General features: G+C 72.9%; 14 protein-coding genes. 6 read left to right on the plus strand and 8 right to left on the minus strand.

The window, feature by feature from the left end:
* The first annotated feature begins 160 nt into the window (after positions 1-160).
* The gene (locus D3273_RS00955) at positions 161-1,987 is read left to right on the plus strand and encodes an extracellular solute-binding protein (protein WP_129222713.1); all 1,827 of its coding nucleotides are present in this window, start codon (positions 161-163) and stop codon (positions 1,985-1,987) included.
* Positions 1,980-2,534: a hypothetical protein gene (locus D3273_RS00960; RefSeq protein WP_129222714.1), complete on the plus strand. Its 555-nt coding sequence runs from the start codon at positions 1,980-1,982 to the stop codon at positions 2,532-2,534. Before D3273_RS00955 ends, D3273_RS00960 begins: the two co-directional genes overlap by 8 nt.
* A 28-nt stretch (positions 2,535-2,562) precedes the next feature.
* Here the strand turns inward: D3273_RS00960 and prfA are convergent, their stop codons facing one another.
* The 3 genes from prfA to D3273_RS00975 form a co-directional block, all read right to left on the minus strand.
* The gene (gene prfA / locus D3273_RS00965; RefSeq protein WP_129222715.1) at positions 2,563-3,636 is read right to left on the minus strand and encodes a peptide chain release factor 1; all 1,074 of its coding nucleotides are present in this window, start codon (positions 3,634-3,636) and stop codon (positions 2,563-2,565) included.
* Between the two features lie 79 nt (positions 3,637-3,715).
* Positions 3,716-5,977, minus strand: a complete 2,262-nt coding sequence (gene ptsP / locus D3273_RS00970; RefSeq protein ID WP_129222716.1) for a phosphoenolpyruvate--protein phosphotransferase — start codon at positions 5,975-5,977, stop codon at positions 3,716-3,718.
* A gap of 135 nt (positions 5,978-6,112) precedes the next feature.
* Positions 6,113-7,351 carry an aspartate kinase gene (locus tag D3273_RS00975; RefSeq protein WP_129222717.1) on the minus strand — a complete coding sequence of 413 codons (1,239 nt, stop codon included), beginning with the start codon at positions 7,349-7,351 and terminating at the stop codon, positions 6,113-6,115.
* 279 nt (positions 7,352-7,630) lie between these two features.
* On the opposite strand from D3273_RS00975, the gene ubiG reads away from it, so the two are divergent.
* Positions 7,631-8,404 (plus strand): bifunctional 2-polyprenyl-6-hydroxyphenol methylase/3-demethylubiquinol 3-O-methyltransferase UbiG, encoded by a 774-nt coding sequence (gene ubiG / locus D3273_RS00980; RefSeq protein WP_129222718.1) that lies wholly within the window; start codon positions 7,631-7,633, stop codon positions 8,402-8,404.
* A 16-nt stretch (positions 8,405-8,420) separates the two neighbouring features.
* Here ubiG and D3273_RS00985 read toward each other — a convergent pair whose 3' ends face one another.
* From D3273_RS00985 to D3273_RS01000, 4 genes are all read right to left on the minus strand, one after another.
* Entirely contained in the window at positions 8,421-10,205 is a 1,785-nt protein-coding gene (locus D3273_RS00985) for a hypothetical protein (protein WP_129222719.1), read from the minus strand.
* Complete coding sequence (locus D3273_RS00990; protein WP_129222720.1) at positions 10,202-11,395, minus strand: benzoate/H(+) symporter BenE family transporter; 1,194 nt, start codon at positions 11,393-11,395, stop codon at positions 10,202-10,204. The genes D3273_RS00985 and D3273_RS00990 overlap by 4 nt, the downstream gene beginning before the upstream one ends.
* 76 nt (positions 11,396-11,471) lie before the next feature.
* Positions 11,472-12,260, minus strand: coding sequence for a class II glutamine amidotransferase (locus D3273_RS00995; protein WP_129222721.1), 789 nt, complete (start codon positions 12,258-12,260; stop codon positions 11,472-11,474).
* A 4-nt stretch (positions 12,261-12,264) separates the two neighbouring features.
* Complete coding sequence (locus D3273_RS01000; protein ID WP_129222722.1) at positions 12,265-12,987, minus strand: aspartate/glutamate racemase family protein; 723 nt, start codon at positions 12,985-12,987, stop codon at positions 12,265-12,267.
* A 164-nt stretch (positions 12,988-13,151) separates the two neighbouring features.
* On the opposite strand from D3273_RS01000, the gene D3273_RS01005 reads away from it, so the two are divergent.
* Complete coding sequence (locus D3273_RS01005) at positions 13,152-13,613, plus strand: Lrp/AsnC family transcriptional regulator (protein ID WP_129222723.1); 462 nt, start codon at positions 13,152-13,154, stop codon at positions 13,611-13,613.
* Positions 13,614-13,616: 3 nt separating this feature from the next.
* On the opposite strand, the gene D3273_RS01010 is transcribed toward D3273_RS01005, so the two are convergent.
* Complete coding sequence (locus tag D3273_RS01010) at positions 13,617-13,997, minus strand: VOC family protein (protein ID WP_129222724.1); 381 nt, start codon at positions 13,995-13,997, stop codon at positions 13,617-13,619.
* A 67-nt stretch (positions 13,998-14,064) separates the two neighbouring features.
* On the opposite strand from D3273_RS01010, the gene D3273_RS01015 reads away from it, so the two are divergent.
* Together D3273_RS01015 and D3273_RS01020 are read left to right on the plus strand one after the other, a co-directional pair.
* A complete protein-coding gene (locus tag D3273_RS01015; protein ID WP_129222725.1) occupies positions 14,065-14,457 on the plus strand; it encodes a VOC family protein in 393 nt (130 codons plus the stop codon).
* A 109-nt stretch (positions 14,458-14,566) separates the two neighbouring features.
* On the plus strand, positions 14,567-15,463 hold the full coding sequence (locus tag D3273_RS01020) for an MBL fold metallo-hydrolase (RefSeq protein WP_129222726.1): 897 nt from the start codon (positions 14,567-14,569) through the stop codon (positions 15,461-15,463).
* Positions 15,464-15,509: the final 46 nt, after the last annotated feature.

A 15,509-nucleotide genomic window follows, 5' to 3' on the forward strand; every position in this document is an offset into this window, starting at 1 on the left:
CGGGTCATCGCGGCGGAATGCGGCGACACGGTGTCGGCCGGCCCGCCGCAGCGACGGCGGCCTCTCGTCGTCGATCTCGGCCGCGATTGCAAGCCGGTGCGCCGGCCTTCGCCCGGCCTTGGTCACACCCACACCAGCATCGCGTGCCAGCGTGACCGGCATGACCGCCATCCCGACCCTCGCGGGGCGACGCTTCCGCCGCGCCGCCCTCACCCTCCTGGTCGCCCTGGGCGGCGCCACAGGGGCCCGCGCGGCGCCGGCGATCGCCATGCACGGCACCCCCGCCCTGCCCGAGGGCTTCGCCCATTTCCCCTATGCCGACCCCGCCGCGCCGAAGGGCGGGCGGCTGCGCCTGTGCCTGCTCGGCACCTTCGACAGCCTGAACCCCTTCAACCTGAAGGCCGGCTCGACCGCCCAGGGGCTGAACACCATGGTGTTCGAACCCCTGATGGCGCGCTCGCAGGACGAGCCCTTCACGCTCTACGGCCTCGTGGCGCGCGGGATGGACACCGACGACGCCCGGTCCTTCGCGACGTTCCACCTCGACCCCCTGGCCCGGTTCTCGGACGGCGTGCCGATCACCGCCGACGACGTGCGCTTCACCTTCGAGCTGCTGAAGGCCCACGGCCGCCCGCAGCAGCGCCAGGCTTTCGGGCAGGTGAAGGCGGTGGCCACGCCCGACGCCCTGACGATCCGCTTCGACCTCGCCGGCCTCGGCGACCGCGAGCTGCCCCTGTTCCTCGGCCTGATGCCGGTGCTGCCGCGCCACGGCGTCGACGCCGCGCATTTCGACGAGACGACGCTGGCGCCGCCCGTGGCCAGCGGCCCCTACCGGGTAGCCGCGGTCGACCCCGGCACGCGGCTCGTCCTGGAGCGGAACCCGGACTATTGGGCGCGCGACCTGCCGACGCGGCGCGGAATGTTCAACTTCGATCGGGTCGACATCGACTATTACCGCGACGCCAACGCGCTGTTCGAAGTGTTCAAGGCGGGCCTGTGCGACTTCCGCATCGAGACCGATCCGGCGCGCTGGCTGACGGGCTACGATTTTCCCGCGCTGCGCGACGGGCGCGACCTGAAGCAGGCGGTGCCGTTGCGCCTCCCCAAGGGCATGGAAGGCTTCGCCTTCAACACGCGGCGCCCCCTCTTCGCCGATGTCCGCGTGCGGGAAGCGATCGGCGACATGTTCGACTTCGGCTGGGTGAACCGGGCGCTCTACGGCGGGCTCTACCGCCGCACCCCGTCGTTCTTCGCCGAAAGCCCGCTCAGCTCCACGGGGCACGCCGCCGACGCCGCCGAAGCCGCGCTGCTGGCGCCCTACCCCGGCGCGGTGCGGGCCGACATCCTCGCCGGCACCTGGAAGCCGCCCGCCGGCGACGGATCGGGCCGCGACCGGGCGGAGGCCAGGCGGGCGCTGGCCCTGCTGGCCGCCGCCGGCGACAAGCTCGACGGCACGGTGATGCGGCTCCCCGACGGCGCGCCGTTCCGCTTCGAGATCATGGTGGTGGACCGCCGCCAGGAGCGGCTGGCCCTGGCCTTCGCCGACAGCCTGAAGGACATCGGCGTCGACGCCACGGTGCGGCTCGTCGACGAGGTGCAGTACCAGCGCCGTCGGCAAAGCTTCGACTTCGACATGATGCTGGGTCAGTGGATCGCGCCGGCGTCGCCGGGCGCCGAGCAGCGCTCGCGCTGGAGTTCGGCGGCGGCGGACCAGCCCGCGTCCTTCAACCTGCCCGGCGCCCGCTCGCCCGCCGTCGACGCCGCGCTGTCGGCGATCCTGGCCGCCCGGAGCGAGGACGATTTCACCGCCGCCGTGCGGGTGCTCGACCGGCTGCTGCTGACGGGCTTCTACATCGTGCCGCTGTTCCACACCGACGACCAGTGGATCGCCTATGCGTCCTGGCTGGGACGCCCGAAGGAGGTGCCGTTGTTCGGCTTCAGCAACGTGACGCCGATCGAGCTGTGGTGGAAGAAGCGGGATGGGTGAGCAGCGGGACGCCTCCCACCTTCGTGCCGCGCCCGGCCTGCCCCGGGTCACCCGCGCTCAGGTTCGCGGCGGAAGCCTCGTTCTAGGCGTCACCGCAGGAACGTTCGCCTCGTCGGCGTTCAACTTCATCGCCACGCTGTACCGGACCGTTCCAGAACGGGACTTGCACGGAGCCAACGAGGCTGGAGCGTGGCTCCTCCTTCTCGCGACACCGGTCATGTCGATCCTCAACGTCGTCCTCAGCTCTCCCTTGATCGCGGCGACGAACAGGATCGACCGCGCGGCGCAACGCCAGGCCGACCTGGTCTTCGACTTATACGATGGCCTTCTCCCGTTGGTCACCTTCATTGCCCTCGTCGGAGCATACAGCTTTCTCGCTGTACCGCCGATGATCTCGGTCATGGCGGGGAAGACGTTTGGGGCGAACATCTTCGGAATGCCGGAGAGCGTCCTCAATGGAGCGCCTGCCTATCTTTTCGGTGGGCTCACCGGAGCGGCAGTCTACACCCTCGCCGTTCGATGGATGGTCCGGGCGAGCTCGTCATGAACAGGCACGGGTGACCCGGCGGGACCCGTTATCCGTCCGCGGCGGCCAGCTGCGCCGCCTGGTGCTCCGTCGTCAGCGCGTCCACGACCTCGTCGAGCGCTTCGCCGGCGATGACCTTGTCGAGCTTGTAGAGGGTCAGGTTGATGCGGTGGTCGGTCATCCGGCCCTGCGGGAAATTGTAGGTGCGGATGCGCTCCGAGCGGTCGCCGGAGCCCACCTGCGACTTGCGGTCCGCGGAGCGCTCCGCGTCGAGCTTCTGGCGTTCCATGTCGTAGAGGCGGGCGCGCAGCAGCGCCATGGCGCGGGCGCGGTTCTTGTGCTGGGAGCGCTCGTCCTGGACGAAGATGATGGTGTTGGTCGGCAGGTGGGTGATGCGGATCGCCGATTCCGTCTTGTTGACGTGCTGGCCGCCGGCGCCCTGCGCCCGCATCGTGTCGATCTTCAGGTCGGCGTCGTTGATGGCGACGTCGACCTCCTCGGCTTCCGGCAGCACCGCCACGGTGGCGGCGGAGGTGTGGATGCGCCCCTGGGTTTCGGTGTCGGGAACGCGCTGCACGCGGTGCACGCCGCTTTCGAACTTCAGCTTGGCGAAGACCCCCGCCCCCTGCACCTCGGCGACGATCTCCTTGAACCCGCCGGCCGTGCCCTCGCTGACCGACAGCACCTCGACCTTCCAGCGGTGGAGGTCGGCGTAGCGGGAATACATGCGGAACAGGTCGCCGGCGAAGAGCGCGGCCTCGTCGCCCCCCGTGCCGGCGCGGATCTCCAGGATGGCGCTTCTGGCGTCGGCGGCGTCCTTCGGCAGCAGGGCCAGGCGGATGCCCTGCTCGAGGGCGTCCAGGCTTTCCAGGGCCGCGGCGCGCTCGGCCTCCGCCAGCGCCCGCATCTCCTCGTCGAGCGCCGGCTCGGCCAGCATCGATTCGACGCCGTCGAGCTCCGCCCGCATCCCGCGATAGGCCCGGATGGCCTCGACGATCCCGTCGGTGTCGCTGAGCTCGCGCGACAGCGCCACGAAGGTCGCGGCATCGGGCCCGTCGGACAGGCGGGCCGACACCTCCTCGTGGCGGCGCAGGATCAGGTCGAGCTTGGAATGGGGGAGCATCGGGACCGGGGCGAGAGAGGGGCGAAGCGTTGGCGCGGCTGCGCCGATCGGGCCGGGCGGCGGCGTCCCCGGCCGGCCGTCAAAGCGGCAGGCTGTGGCGCTCCGCATAGGCGGTGAGGGCCGGCCGCAGCGAGGCGGCGCCGTCCCGCGATGCCAGGAGGTCCCCGACATAGGCGGATGCGTCCGCGGCGTCGAGGCCCAGCAGCATCGCCTTGACGGGGCCGAGCGAGGAGGCCGACATGGACAGGTTGCGGTAGCCGAGGGCGACCAGCGCCAGGGCGCCGAGCGGCTTGCCGCCGAACTCGCCGCAGAGCGTCACCGGGATGCCGTGGCGATGGCCGGCTTCGGCGATGCTGCCCAGCGCCCGCAGCATCGACGGCGCCAGCGGGTCGAAGCGCGTCGCCACGCGCTTGTTGTCGCGGTCGACGGCGAAGAGGTACTGCATGAGGTCGTTGGAGCCGACCGACATGAAGTCGGCGCGGCTCGTCAGCTCGTCGAGCTCCCACAGCAGCGACGGCACCTCCACCATGGCGCCGAGCTTCAGTTCATAGGGCGTCTGGTAGCCGTGGCGGACCATGTGGTCGACCTCGCGCGCCACCATGGCCCTGGCGGCGTCGAACTCGGCCGCGGACGCGATCATGGGGAACATGATGCGCAGCACGCGACCCCCGCCCGCGCGCAGCAGGGCGCGCAGCTGCGAGCGCAGCAGCCCCGGGCGATCGAGCCCGATGCGGATGGCGCGCCAGCCCAGCGCCGGGTTCGGCTCGTCCGGCCGCGCCATGTAGGGGAGGATCTTGTCGCCGCCGATGTCGAGGGTGCGGAACGTCACCGGCCGGCCGCCGACCGCGTCGAGCACGGAGCGGTAAAGCTCGGTCTGCTTCTCGATGCGCGGAAACTTCGACGCCACCATGAAGAGCAGTTCGGTGCGGAACAGGCCGATCGAGCCCGCACCGGTTTCGGCGACGTGCGGCAGGTCGAGCAGCAGCCCGGCGTTCATGTGGAGGCCGATCTCGACCCCGTCGGCCGTGACGGCCGGCACGTCGCGCAGGCGCCGGTATTGTTCCTGGCGGCGGGCGCCGAAGCGGGCCTTCTCGGCATAGGACGACTCGACGTCGGGCGGCGGCCGCACCTCGACGACGCCGAGCGCACCGTCGAGGATCAGCGCGTCGCCGGGCTCGACGAGGCTCGACACGTTGGCGACGTCGCCGACCAGCGGGATGCCGAGCGCGCGGGCCACGATGGCGACGTGGCTCGACGCGCCGCCGTCCTCCAGCACGAGGCCGCGCAGCTTCGAGCGGTCGTAGTCGAGCAGCGCCGCCGGCCCCATGGATCGCGCCACGATCACGGCGTTCTCGGGCAGCGCGTCGAGCGGCGCCACCATGCTGTCGCCGGTGAGCTGGTGCAGCAGCCGGTTCGCGAGCTCGTCGAGGTCGTGCAGGCGGTCGCGCAGGTAGGGGTCGGTCTGGCGGACGAGCTTGGCGCGGGTGTCGCTCTGCACCCGCTCCACGGCGGCCTCGGCGGTGAGGCCCGTCATCACCGCTTCGCGCAGGCGGCGCAGCCAGCCGCGGTCGTTGGCGAACATGCGGAAGGTTTGCAGCACCTCGCGATGCTCGCCGGGCCCGGCCACGTCGCCCTGCTCGACCAGCCGGTCGATGGATTCGCGCAGCGCCGCGATGGCGTCCTCGAGGCGCGCGATCTCGGCGTCGAGGTTTTCGGCGACGAGCTTGGTCACCACCACGCGGGGCTCGTGCAGCACGGCGTGGCCGAGCCCGACGCCGTCCACCACGCCGGCGCCGCGCAGCGACAGCGGCTGGCGCAGCACGGCGGGCCCCGGCAGCATGGACTGCAGCTCGCCCGCGGCAATCATCTCGGCCATCAGCATCGCTGTGGTCTGGAGGGCCTCGACCTCCTCCTCGGAATATTGCCGCCGGGCCTTGTTCTGCACCACCAGCACGCCGAGCGTGTTGCCGGCCCGCAGGATCGGCACGCCCAGGAACGACAGGTAGATCTCCTCGCCGGTTTCGGGCTTGTAGGAGAAGGCCGGGTGGTTCTGGGCGTCGGGCAGCGCCAGGGCTTCGGCGGATGCGGCGATGAGGCCGACCAGGCCCTCGCCCTTGCGCATCGTGGTGTTGTGGACGGCTTCCCGGTTCAGCCCCTCGGTGGCGTAGAGCTCGAGGCGGCCGTCCGTGTGGAGCACGTAGACCGAGCACACCTCGGCCACCATGTTGAAGGCGATCTGGACGACGATCTTGTCGAGGCGTGCCTGGGCGGCGATCGGCTCCGCCATGACTTCGCGCAGCCGGCGCAGCAGCAGTCGCGGTCCGGCCAGAGCGCCACGCATCGCCCGCTTCCCTCACGCCTCATCAGGGCGGATCAGCCGGCACCGCGCCGGCCGCCCCGCCCTGTCGCCCCGGACCCTATAACCGGAGCGTCGCCGGATCGGCAAGCGGATCCGGCCGCAACCGGGCGACGGAGGTCAGGCCTTGTCGAGCCCGTAGAGCGTGTGGAGCGTGCGCACCGCGAGCTCGGTGTAGGCCGCGTCGATCAGCACCGAGAACTTGATCTCGGAGGTCGTGATGGCCCGGATGTTGATGCCCTTGTCACTGAGCGCCCGGAAGGCGCGGGCCGCCACGCCGGCATGCGAGCGCATGCCGATGCCGATGGCCGACACCTTGACGACGTCGTCGGTGCCCTGGAGCACGCCGTAGCCGATCTCCTCGCGCCGCTCGGACAGCAGCGCCTTGGTGCGCTCGAAATCGGCACCCGGCACCGTGAAGGTCATGTCCGTGGTGGCGGCGTCGTCCGACACGACCTGGATGATCATGTCGACGTTGATGCCCGCTTCGGCCAGCGGCACGAAGATCGCCGCCGCCACGCCGGGCTTGTCGGCGATGCGGCGCAGCGTGATCTGCGCTTCGTCCTTGGCGAAGGCGATGCCGGTGACGACCTGTTGTTCCATGATGTCTTCCTCGGCGCAGATCAGCGTGCCGGGCTTGGGGTGGCTGGGATCGTCGAAGGACGAGCGGACGAAGACCTTGACGTTGTGGTTCATCGCCACCTCGACGGAGCGCACCTGGAGCACCTTGGCGCCGAGCGACGCCATCTCCAGCATCTCCTCGAAGGTGACGCGGTCGAGCCGCTTCGCCTTGGGCACGACGCGGGGGTCCGTGGTGTAGACGCCGTCGACGTCCGTGTAGATGTCGCAGCGGTCCGCGCCGAGCGCCGCCGCCACCGCCACCGCGCTGGTGTCGGAGCCGCCGCGGCCGAGCGTGGTGACGCGGCCGGTCGCCTCGTGCAGGCCCTGGAAGCCGGCGATCACGGCGACCTCGTTGCGCTCGGAGAACCGGCGCACGATCTCGCCGCCGTCGATCGACTGGATGCGGGCCGCACCGTGGGCGTCCGACGTCAGGATGGGGATCTGCCAGCCCTGCCAGGAGCGGGCCTGCACGCCCATCTCCTGCAGCACGATCGCCATGAGGCCGGCGGTGACGAGCTCGCCCGACGCCACGATCGCGTCGTATTCGCGGGCGTCGTGCAGCGGGGCCGCTTCGGCGCACCAGCCGACGAGTTCGTTGGTCTTGCCCGACATGGCCGACACCACGACGGCGACGTCGTGGCCGGCGTCGACCTCGCGCTTGACGTGGCGGGCGGAGTTGCGGATCCGGTCGATGGTGGCGACGGAGGTGCCGCCGAATTTGAGGACGAGACGGCTCATCGGCTCTGAACTGGAGGGGCCGGCCGGTCGCGCGCCCGCCCGTCGAAGGGGGACTCGCCCCCGGGCCGGAGGGCGCGTATGGATGGCGGCAGCGCATCGGCTTGTCAACGCGGGCCCGATGCGGCGCACCATCGAAGGCGCGGGGCCGGCCGCCGCGACCGGCGCGGTCCCCTCCTCCGCCCGAGGAGCCGGGGCACCGCACCCGGGGCGTCGGAGGAGGCCGCCGGGCGCGAACCCGTCGCGACCGCGCGTCGCCTGTCACCTGCCGGAACCGTTGCCATGACCGAGACCGCCCCGCCCGCCGACTACGGCCCGGCCAACCTGGTCGACGGCGCCGACGTCGCCCGATACGACGCGCTCGGCGACGGATGGTGGGACCCGAAGGGCGCCATGGCGCCGCTGCATCGCCTCAACCCCACCCGCATCCGCTATCTGCGCGACACGATGGTGCGCCACTTCGCCGTGCCGACCGACGCGGCGCTGCCGCTCGACGGGCTGTCCATCCTCGACATCGGCTCCGGCGGGGGCCTGCTGTCGGAGCCGCTGGCGCGCCTCGGCGGCCGGGTCACCGGCATCGACCCCGCGCCCAACAACGTGCGCGCCGCCGCCCGCCACGCCGAAGCCGGCGGCGTCCGGGTCGCGTACCGGGCCACCACGGCGGAAACCCTGGCGGCGGCCGGAGACCTCTTCGACGCCGTGCTGGCGCTGGAAGTCGTCGAGCACGTGCCCGACCCCGACGCCTTCGTGGCCACGGCCTGCGCGCTGGTGCGGCCGGGCGGGCTCTTCGTCCTGTCGACGCTGAACCGCACCGCCAAAAGCTTCGCGCTGGCGATCGTGGGGGCCGAATACGTGCTGCGCTGGCTGCCGCGCGGCACCCACGATTGGCGCCAGTTCCGCACGCCGGAGGAGATCGCCACGCCGGTGCGGCGCGCGGGGCTGAAGATCGTCGACCGCACCGGCATGGTGTTCGACCCGCTGCGCGACCGCTGGAGCCTGTCGCGCGACACAGACGTCAACTACCTGCTCGCGGCGCGGCGGCCCGAGGCTGGGTGAAGCGGAACGGCCGCGGTCAGTCGCCCGGCGGCGGCCCCGCCGACACCGGGATCTCGCCCAGGCGGCACAGCCGGCCGGCGTCCGACAGGGCCCAGGCGGCCAGCACGGCGCCCGGCCGGGCGCGGGCATAGCCGGTCCATCGGGCGTCGCCCACGCCCGTGTGGGCGAAGCCGACGATCCGGCCTTCGCCGTCGGCCACGTAGACCCGCCCCGGCCGGCCGGACCGCGACCGCAGGCCGGACGTCCCCGCGACCGCGACGCCGTCGGCACCGAGGGCGGGTTCGGCGATGGCCGACGCGAAGCTTCCCGCGCAGGCCAGGGGCGGTGCGCCCGGCGCCGCCGCGGCGGACGGCGGACGCCCGAGCAGGCCCGCGTCGCGCGTCCCGAAGATCGACAGGTGCAGCCGGCGCAGCACGGGCTCCATCTCGCGCGCCTGGTCGACGGGCTCCACGAAGCTGCGCAGCGCCGGCAGGTCGTAGAAGCCGAGCAGCATGGCGTCCTCCATCGCGCCGTATTGCGCCGCCCGCCGCTCCATCTCGATCTCGCGGTCGCCTTGGCCGGCCGCCGTAGCTTCGAGCAGCACGGCCGCGGCGAGGCCGGCGGCCAGCCGTCCGGCGCGGCGGGGCAGGCCGCCGCGGCCCAGCGTCCACAGGTTGACGATGGTCGCGCCCCAGAAGCACGCCGCCCCCGTGGCGTAGCGGCTCGACCCGACGAACTCGAGGCCCGAGCCGGATCGCCCCACGGCCGTCACCAGCGCGGAACCGGCGGCGAACAGGGCGATGCCGAGCAGCGCGAGCTGGGCCGCGCCCCGGCCGGAGCGGAGGGCATCGCCGCGCATCGCCAGGGCGCCCGCGACCGCGGCCGTGGCGGCCAGCCCGCAGGCGCCGAGCGCGATCCGGCTCGCCAGGCCGAAGCGCGAGAAGGTGCCGAGGTAGCCGGCCGCGAAGGCGACGACGCGCGGCAGGTGCGCGAGCAGGTCCGCGGTCGGCTCGCCGCCGGCGTCGGGGTGGTAACCCGCGAAGAAGGCCGCCACGGCGGCGAGGGCGACGGCCGCCGCGGCCACCACCGCGAGACGGCCGGCGCGGGCCAACAGGGCGAGCGCGACCAGCACGGGACCGGCGAGGAGGCCGTTGGCCATGGTGAAGGTGGCCACGACCACGAGGGCGAAGGCGCCCGCCACCCTGCGCGCCCCTCCCCGGCCCGCCACGCCGGAGCGGAGGCCGAAGGCGAACAGCGCGCAGCACAGCGACGCGCAGGCGAAGACGCCCACGAACTGCACCTGGAAGGCCCAAACGAAGTTCTCGCCCTGCTGCAGGGAGAACAGCAGGGCGACCGCGACGGCGCCCAGCGCGACGCGCGCCGCCGGGCCCGCGCCCGCCCGGACGGCGAGCCAGACCAACAGCGCGGCCTGCAGCGCCTGCGTGGCGAGGATGACCGCCTTGTCGAGCAGCCCGGAGCCGCCGAAGACGCGGTAATCGGCGAAGAACACGAGGCGGGGGAAGACGAGCCGGTGCTCGTTGTGCGGCTCGAACAGGAGTTGCAGCGCGGCCGCGGCCCGCCCGCCCTGGAGGGCCTGCAGGAAGCGGTCGTAGAGTTCGACGCTGAACCACTCGTCGGCCTGCGGGATGGCGCTGTGGGTGCGGGCGACGGTCAGCAGCGTGATCAGGACCGTATGGACGGCGAGCGACGCCAGGCCCGCGGCCCCGATCCACGCCGCCAGGGCCGACCACCGCGGCGGGTGGCGGAGCCGCGCCGCGCCGCATCCCGCCGGTCCAGGAACGATGCGCTCGGCCGCGCTCACCGCCACCGGTCCAGCGCGAGCAGCGCGCCGCCCGCCGCCAGGGCCCAGAAGGGCGCGCCGATGCCGAAGGCGGCGACCCCCGAGGCCGCCACCGCGAAGGTCACCACGGCGGGCAGCCGTTCGCGCTCGTCGGCGAGGGCCGCCGTGAGCGCGCCGCCGAGGCTCCCGAGCAGGGCCAGGCCGGCGACGGCCTCGATCAGCAGCGGTGGGGCCGCCGTCACCAGCGCGGTGGCGGCGCCGGTGCACAGGGCCACCACCACGTAGCCGACGCCGTAGACGGCGGTGGAATACCAGCGCTTCGCCGGGTCGGGGTGGGACTCCGGCCCCGCGCACAGCGCCGCCGTGATGGCGGCGAGGTTGACCGGCACGCCGCCGAACAGGGCCGAGATGCCGGACCCCAGGCCGGTGGCGACGAAGATGGGCCCGGTCGGCGGCCGGTAGCCGTTGGCGGACAGCACCGCCAGGCCGGGCACGTTCTGCGAGGCCATGGTGACGATGAACAGCGGCAGGCCGAGCGAGCCCAGCGTGGCCGGCACGAGGACCGGCACGGCGAAGGCCAGCGCGGGCGGCCCCAGCGCGGACAGGCCGGCCGGGAACTTGGCGACGGACAGGATCGCCGCGGCCGCCACCACGAAGGTCAGCGGCACGGCATAGGGCCGGGCGAAGCGCCAGGCCAGCGCCCATGCCAGCACCACCGGGGCGGCCAGGGCCGGCATCTCGGCCACGGCACGGACGGGCGCGAGGCACAGCGTGAACAGGATGCCGGCCAGCATGGCGCTGGCGAGGCTGCGGGGGATGGCGCCGACGAGGCGGCCGAAGGCGGGCCAAAGGCCCGCCACCACGATCAGCGCCGCCGCGAACAGGAACGCGCCCACCGCCGCCGGATAGCCGCCCGTCGGCAGGCCGGTCGCGATCAGCAGCGCCGCGCCGGGCGTCGACCAGGCGATGGCGATCGGCTCGCGCCGCCACAGGGCGAAACCGAAGGCCAGCACGCCGATCAGCAGGCACAGGACGAACAGGCCCGAGGCGGCCTGCGCCGGCGACGCGCCGACGCGCGCGAGCCCCGCGAGGATCAGGGTGAAGCTCGACGCGAAGCCCACCACGACGCCGAGAAAGCCCGAGGTCGCGGGCTGGATCCACGAGCCGCTGGGTGGCCTGCGGGGGGCGGCGCCGGTCGCGGCCGATGGCATGGGGACTCCTGGCGGTGGTGGACCGCGCGTGTCGTGACCGCAACCGAGCGCGAGCGCAAGCCGGGTCGGCCGGGCGTCAGGCCGCGACGGGGATGCTCGCGGGGGCGAAGCGCGCGAGCGTGGTGCGCCCGCGCATGTCCACCGTCAGCACGCTGCCCGGCGGCACCGCGTGCCAACCCGCTTCGGCGTCGAAGGGCTCGGAAGCGACGACGCAGCCGCCGTCCTCGTCGCGCCAGTAGAGCGACGGGTCCCGTCCGTCGCTGGACCAGCGGAAGCAGCGCAGGTCCGCCCCATCGGCCTGGACGGCCGCGAAGCGCAGCGGCTTCGTCACCCCCGCCCGGCGCATGACGGCGAGGATCTCGCCCAGCGTCGCCGCGACGGCGGCGACGGGGTCGGCGTCGAGCCCACGCGCCAGCGCGGCGAGGAAGATCACCTCGCTGTCGCCGTTGCCGCGGCGGTGAGCGTAGAGGTCGTCGGGAATCAGCGCGTCGATCCGGCGGCGGATGCGCTCGTAGTCGCCGATCTGGCCGTTGTGCAGGAACAGGTGCCGCCCGAGCGTGAAGGGGTGGCAGTTGGCGGGCGACACGTCGCCGGAGGTGGCCGAGCGGACGTGGGCGGCGAACATGCGGGAGCGGATCTGCCGGCACAGGGACGCCAGATTGTCGTCCGACCAGGCCGGCAGCACGCCGCGATAGGTGCCGGGCTCCTCGCGCTCGCCATACCAGCCGATGCCGCAGCCGTCGGCGTTGACCACCGTCTTGGCCTCGCGGGCCGCGAGCGACTGCGCGATCAGCGAGGCTTCGGGTTCGACCAGCAGCCGGTCGAGAAAGGTCGGCGCACCCGCATAGGCGAGGAAGCGGCACATGGCGTCAGGCGGCCTCGCGCAGCGCAGGGACCTCCGCGCCGAGCGCGAAATCGAGGGCCGCGGCGGCGTGGATCGCCGTCGAGTCGAAGCCCCGCACGGGCAGGCGATCGGGGTCGAGCAGCAGGCAGATCTCCGTGCAGCCGAGGATCACGCCGTCGGCGCCCCGCGCGACGCCGCGCCCGATCGCCTCCATGAGGCGCGCCCGGGACGCATCCCGCACGATGCCCTGGCACAGCTCGTCGAAGATGATCCCGTGCACCAGCGCGCGATCCTCGGCGTCCGGCACCATCGGGTCGATCCCGGCGGCGTCGCGCATGCGGTCGGCGTAGAACCCGTGTTCCATCGTGTAGCGGGTCGCGAGCAGCAGCGGGCGGCGGCAGCCGGCCGACGCCACGGCGCGGCCGGTTTCGGCGATGATGTCGATCAGCGGCACGCCGCCGGCCCGCTCCACGGCGCCCGACACGAGATGCATGGTGTTGGTGCAGATCAGCAGGCAATCGGCCCCGGCGCGGGCGAGGCCGGCGCCGGCGCGGCCCAGCAGGGCGCCCGCCTCGTCCCAGCGTCCGGCCTTCTGCAGGCGCACGACGGCCTCGAAATCCAGCGAATGGAGCAGCACGTCGGCCGAATGCAGGGCGCCGCGGCGCGCCCGCACGCCCTCGTTGAGCAGGCGGTAGTAGACCAGGGTGCTTTCCCAGGACATGCCGCCGATGAGGCCGATCGTCTTCACGCGTGCGCTCCTTGTTTCGAACCTGCCGCCATGATGGCGCGGATGCCCGACAAAGGGCGCGCGTGTTTCGCGCTCTGGAATATCTGACGTGCAAGGGCCGGGCGGAAAATATCGAAGAAGCGCAAAGGCGTTGCGCGAGGCGCCGCCGGCCTGCAAGAAGCGGCATGCTCGACGACCGCGACCGCAAGCTCCTCACCCTCCTCCAGCGCGACGCCGAGGCTTCGGTGACGGAGCTCGCCGAGCGGGTGGCGCTCAGCGTGTCGGCCTGCTCGCGCCGGATCGCGCGCCTGCGCGAGGCGGGCTACATCGCGCGGCAGGTGGCCATCCTCGACCGCCGCGCCATGCGGGTTCCCACCACGGTCTTCGCCATGCTGCGCACGACGCGCCACGCCGCCGACTGGCTCGACAGCTTCCGCCGGGCCGTCGCCGACATCCCCGAGATCGTCGAGGTGCACCGCCTGACCGGCCACTACGATTACGTGCTCAAGATCGTGCTGCCCGACGTCGAGCACTACGACAAGGTGTACAAGGACCTCGTCGGGCGGGTGGAGCTGTTCGACGTGTCGGCGTCGATCTCCATGGAAACGCTGAAGGACGACACGGCGCTGCCGACGGGCTTCGCGTGAGGATCAGCCGGCGAGGTTGCTGATCTCGACGAGGTTGTCGTCGTGGTCGCGCACGTAGACCGACAGCAGCCGGCCGGTGGCGCCGGTGCGGGCGACAGGCCCCTCGACCACCGGCACGTCGCAGCGCGCGAGGTGGGTCAGCACGTCGGGGATCGGCACGGAGGTCAGGAAGCACAGGTCGGCCGAGCCCGGCAGCGGATGCCGCGCCTTGGGCTCGAACGTGTGGTCCTTCTGGTGCAGGTTGATCTTCTGCGTCCCGAAACGCAGCGCGTGGCGGCCCTCGAACTCCACGTGCTCCATGCCGAGCACGGCCTCGTAGAACACGCAGGCGCGCTCGATGTCGGCGACCGTGAGAACGAGGTGGTCCAGGCTGTCGACCTTCATGCTACCCTCCGTCGTGCGCCCAAGCCGGGCGGCACGGCAACGCGCGAGCGCGCTGAGAGGTGACGGCATGGCGAAGCGGATCGCCCTCGCGACGCTCCTGGTGCGCGACTACGACGAGGCGCTGGCCTTCTTCACGGGCGCGCTCGGCTTCGCGGTGGGCGAGGACGAGCCGCTCGACGGCGCCGGCAAGCGCTGGGTCACGGTGGCGCCCGCGGGCGGCGGGGCCGGGCTGCTGCTGGCGCGGGCCGACGGCGACGACCAGCGGGCGGCCGTGGGCCGACAGGCGGCCGGGCGGGTCGGGTTCTTTCTGGAGACGGACGACTTCGCCCGCGACCACGCCGCGTTCACGGCGAAAGGCGTCCGCTTCACGGAGGCGCCGCGCCGGGAAGCCTACGGGACGGTGGCGGTGTTCGCCGACCTGTACGGGAACCTGTGGGACCTGATCGAACCGGAGCCGTGACGCCGCCGGGCTGGACGCGCGAGCCCGGGCGCGCGATGTCGTCGGCGTCGACCCCGGAGAGCGCCTTGACCCCGAGCCCAACCGTCCCGCCCAGCGCCGAGCGCCGCCCGTGAGCCCCGGCTACCTGCCCTTCGCCGGCGCGCTCGATCTGCCGGCCTTCTTCTGCGACAATTGCGGCTTCTGGCAGCGGCATTTCGAGGTGCCGCCCTCCTGCCCGCTGTGCCTCGACGCCCGCCACGTCGTGCCCCAGACCGGCTGGAGCTTCCGCACCCTGGCCGAGGCGCAGGCGCTCTACCCGTGTCACTGGGAGGAGCTGGAGGCCGGCGTGTGGCGCTTCTGGAACGAGCCCGTGAGCGGCATCGGCTCGATGAGCTATCTCCTCGAAGGGCCGCAGGGCAACCTGATGTTCGAGGGCTGCGCGGCCTTCAGCGACGCGGCGCTGGACTTCATCGCCGGGCGCGGCGGCGTCCAGGTGCTGTCCGCCTCGCACCCCCACAGCTACGGCGCGCTGTGGCAGGTCCAGGACCGCTTCGACCCCGAGCTGGCGCTGCATCCCGGCGACCTCGCCTGGTCGGCGGCCGTCTGCGTCACCTGGCCCTTCGACGACCGGCTGGAGCCCCTGCCCGGCCTCGAGCTGCACCTGACGGCGGGGCATTTCGACGGCCATACCGTCCTCTACGACCGGGCGCGGAGGATCCTGTTCTGCGGCGACGCGCTGAAGTTCGAACTCGACCCGGCGGACCGCAGGCGGGCCACGACCATCTCGGCCCACAAGGCCTTCGTCCGGGGGGTCCCGCTGAGCCCGGCCGAGCTCCGGCGGTACCGCGACGTCTTCGCGCCGCTCGACTTCGGGTCGACGTGGACGCCCTTCGAACAGGTGCGCAACAGCGGCCGCGGGGAAGCGCTGGCGCTGATCGACGACATGCTGGCGACCCGCTCGCACGCGCGGCCGGTGCCGCTCGGCGAAGTGGTGCCGCGGGCCGTGACGGGCGTGGGGACGGCATAGCGGCGCCCGCCGAGCCCTCCTCGCCTTCGGGGAAAAGGGCCCGCAC

This window comes from Lichenibacterium minor, from assembly GCF_004137685.1.
GTDB lineage: Bacteria > Pseudomonadota > Alphaproteobacteria > Rhizobiales > Beijerinckiaceae > Lichenihabitans > Lichenihabitans minor.

What these genes read in the sequence shown, in the direction of transcription:
- D3273_RS00955 (WP_129222713.1), top strand. Translation starts at nt 161, where the DNA reads ATGACCGCCATCCCGACCCTCGCGGGGCGACGCTTCCGCCGCGCCGCC.
- D3273_RS00960 (WP_129222714.1), top strand. Translation starts at nt 1,980, where the DNA reads ATGGGTGAGCAGCGGGACGCCTCCCACCTTCGTGCCGCGCCCGGCCTG.
- prfA (WP_129222715.1), bottom strand. Translation starts at nt 3,636, where the DNA reads ATGCTCCCCCATTCCAAGCTCGACCTGATCCTGCGCCGCCACGAGGAG.
- ptsP (WP_129222716.1), bottom strand. Translation starts at nt 5,977, where the DNA reads ATGCGTGGCGCTCTGGCCGGACCGCGACTGCTGCTGCGCCGGCTGCGC.
- D3273_RS00975 (WP_129222717.1), bottom strand. Translation starts at nt 7,351, where the DNA reads ATGAGCCGTCTCGTCCTCAAATTCGGCGGCACCTCCGTCGCCACCATC.
- ubiG (WP_129222718.1), top strand. Translation starts at nt 7,631, where the DNA reads ATGACCGAGACCGCCCCGCCCGCCGACTACGGCCCGGCCAACCTGGTC.
- D3273_RS00990 (WP_129222720.1), bottom strand. Translation starts at nt 11,395, where the DNA reads ATGCCATCGGCCGCGACCGGCGCCGCCCCCCGCAGGCCACCCAGCGGC.
- D3273_RS00995 (WP_129222721.1), bottom strand. Translation starts at nt 12,260, where the DNA reads ATGTGCCGCTTCCTCGCCTATGCGGGTGCGCCGACCTTTCTCGACCGG.
- D3273_RS01005 (WP_129222723.1), top strand. Translation starts at nt 13,152, where the DNA reads ATGCTCGACGACCGCGACCGCAAGCTCCTCACCCTCCTCCAGCGCGAC.
- D3273_RS01010 (WP_129222724.1), bottom strand. Translation starts at nt 13,997, where the DNA reads ATGAAGGTCGACAGCCTGGACCACCTCGTTCTCACGGTCGCCGACATC.
- D3273_RS01015 (WP_129222725.1), top strand. Translation starts at nt 14,065, where the DNA reads ATGGCGAAGCGGATCGCCCTCGCGACGCTCCTGGTGCGCGACTACGAC.